General features: G+C 43.4%; 2 protein-coding genes. Both read right to left on the bottom strand.

Features of this window, described 5'->3' with window-relative positions; genetic code table 11:
• Window positions 1-595: 595 nt before the first annotated feature.
• The gene (locus tag J3L11_RS18690) at window positions 596-856 is read right to left on the bottom strand and encodes a hypothetical protein (protein WP_207571965.1); all 261 of its coding nucleotides are present in this window, start codon (window positions 854-856) and stop codon (window positions 596-598) included.
• 521 nt (window positions 857-1,377) lie between these two features.
• A complete protein-coding gene (locus tag J3L11_RS18685; RefSeq protein ID WP_207571964.1) occupies window positions 1,378-1,707 on the bottom strand; it encodes a hypothetical protein in 330 nt (109 codons plus the stop codon).
• Window positions 1,708-1,899 lie beyond the last annotated feature (192 nt).

Raw genomic sequence — 1,899 nt, 5'->3', positions numbered from 1 at the left:
GCGCAAACACACAGGGGAAAACATCGAACGTGAACACTTAGGAGATAACAGTTAAAGTAAGCTTGCGTTAGGGAGCAAGGTGTTCACGTTCAATCAGAATAGCCGTTCAACTTCGCCGGAATACGCACTCTTAACAGGAATTGTAGAAACTGGCTCTGCTAGAGCTTATTACTTACGTGAAGAATTGATTCGTTCTCGAAAGATTGCTGCCTAGAGGGTTACAGTGACAATTTTTTACAAATGTTGATGGCTAAGCTGACTATAAAGAGGCGATTCCTCGATCTTTTATTAGTCTATGACTAGAGCAAAAGTTCAGTATGCTCAGACTGATAGCTTCATTTAGCTTTGATGGATGTGCACTGGAAAGGAGGCTGGTCCATCACATCAATGTCAAATGGTATCTCAATAACCACCAAGCTGTGTCGAGATTAAGGCGATGAGCGAAATGCTGACCTTCGGTATGATTGTAGGCCAGCCGGTTAAGGGGGTAATCCTTCAGAGCGCTGGTCTTCCTTGTAGGGGCTAGGAAACAACGCCAGCTTAACTTTTAGTGACATCAGTTAAGTATTAACTTTCACATGTGAAAGTTAGTGAGTCACAGCTTAAAACCGTGATTTGAACCATCCGGCAAATCAATATGTAGGCGAAGTTTTCCTCCTGCTGATTCAACAAGCTGTTTCAGTCTCTGTAGGCTATCGATCGTGCAGTTATCAATGTGGCAGTCTGCATCAGCCCCGATACGTTCTAGTAACTCGATTAAATGGATATGTATTAGCTGTTTTGAAGCTGTTTCTTGAGCAGAATCAACGAGATTTTGAGGTTGCTCTGCAATAATATCTTCCAGTGTTCTACCCATCTTTTGCCCCTTTGGGGTTGACCCGCAAAACTTTCACATGTGAAAGTTTTTCTTAGAACCTCATGTTTGGATAGTTTAACCCACTCATAAGTGAATCATCATACTTTTCATCCTATCCTTTGCTTAGGAAAACTTGTCTTTTGCACCTTAAAAGGGCAGTTACAGAGTTTTATCCTTTTGGGCTCCTGTCATACTCTTTACTCACTGTCAGCGCTCGCTGGCTATAGCGGTAGCTGGCCCTAAACAGCAATACCTTACCCTCGGGAGGTTATCTCCCAAGGTACTCCTCCATAATCACAGGAGATAAGCATGGCCAACTGGGTATTCTAAGATCCAGCTGGCGTTTTGTTGATTAGGTGCTGTCGCCGAAAGTGTCAAGATGCTATCTTTACGCTCAGCGGCGAACACTCCATAGTTCTTGCTCAAATCGTTGACAATATTTGAGTTTAACTTAACAAAATTGGCTTTTTTTACAATAAAAGGCAATACTTTTAATATCTTGAATGGCTTTTGGCATAACTTTATGTGAACTGCCGTTCTAGATGGGATTGGTGAGCATTCACCATGTCAGTTTCTACAAAAAAGCCACTGTTCACAGTGGCTTTTTTTGTCGGGTTAAACCAGACCCAAACTTTGTTTAGAGCGTCGCACATCATTCGATGTGAAGATGAACTCAGGCAGAAAGCCCGCCAAATGCCGTGGCGGACATAGATGTCCAGGAACGGCTTCTCAGCTACGCCATTTTTCAGCCACATCCTCGGCAGCGCCGAAGGGAGGAATGGCGTTGTCTGCATTTGCGGAGTAATCACCTTTGCCCCATCCTGTGCTGCTTTGGTAATGGTGAGTTCCAAGTCTATTGAGCAAATCTTAGTGATGCTACAGAGTAACGGTGGCGATTCAGATCACCCAGCCAAAAGTGAATCGCCACTGATTTCCTAGACACCTTTTAGTTAGATAAACTAGCTAAAAAAGAGGTGTCCATGAGCCATAAACGTTACCCCGAACAATTCAAAATCGAAGCGGTTAAACAAGTCACTGTTGCC

It is taken from the genome of Shewanella sp. 4t3-1-2LB (assembly GCF_017368415.1).
GTDB classification, from domain to species: Bacteria; Pseudomonadota; Gammaproteobacteria; order Enterobacterales; family Shewanellaceae; genus Shewanella; species Shewanella fodinae.
Note: the sequence above shows the minus strand (reverse complement) of the source record. Positions and strands in the feature narration are given on the sequence as shown.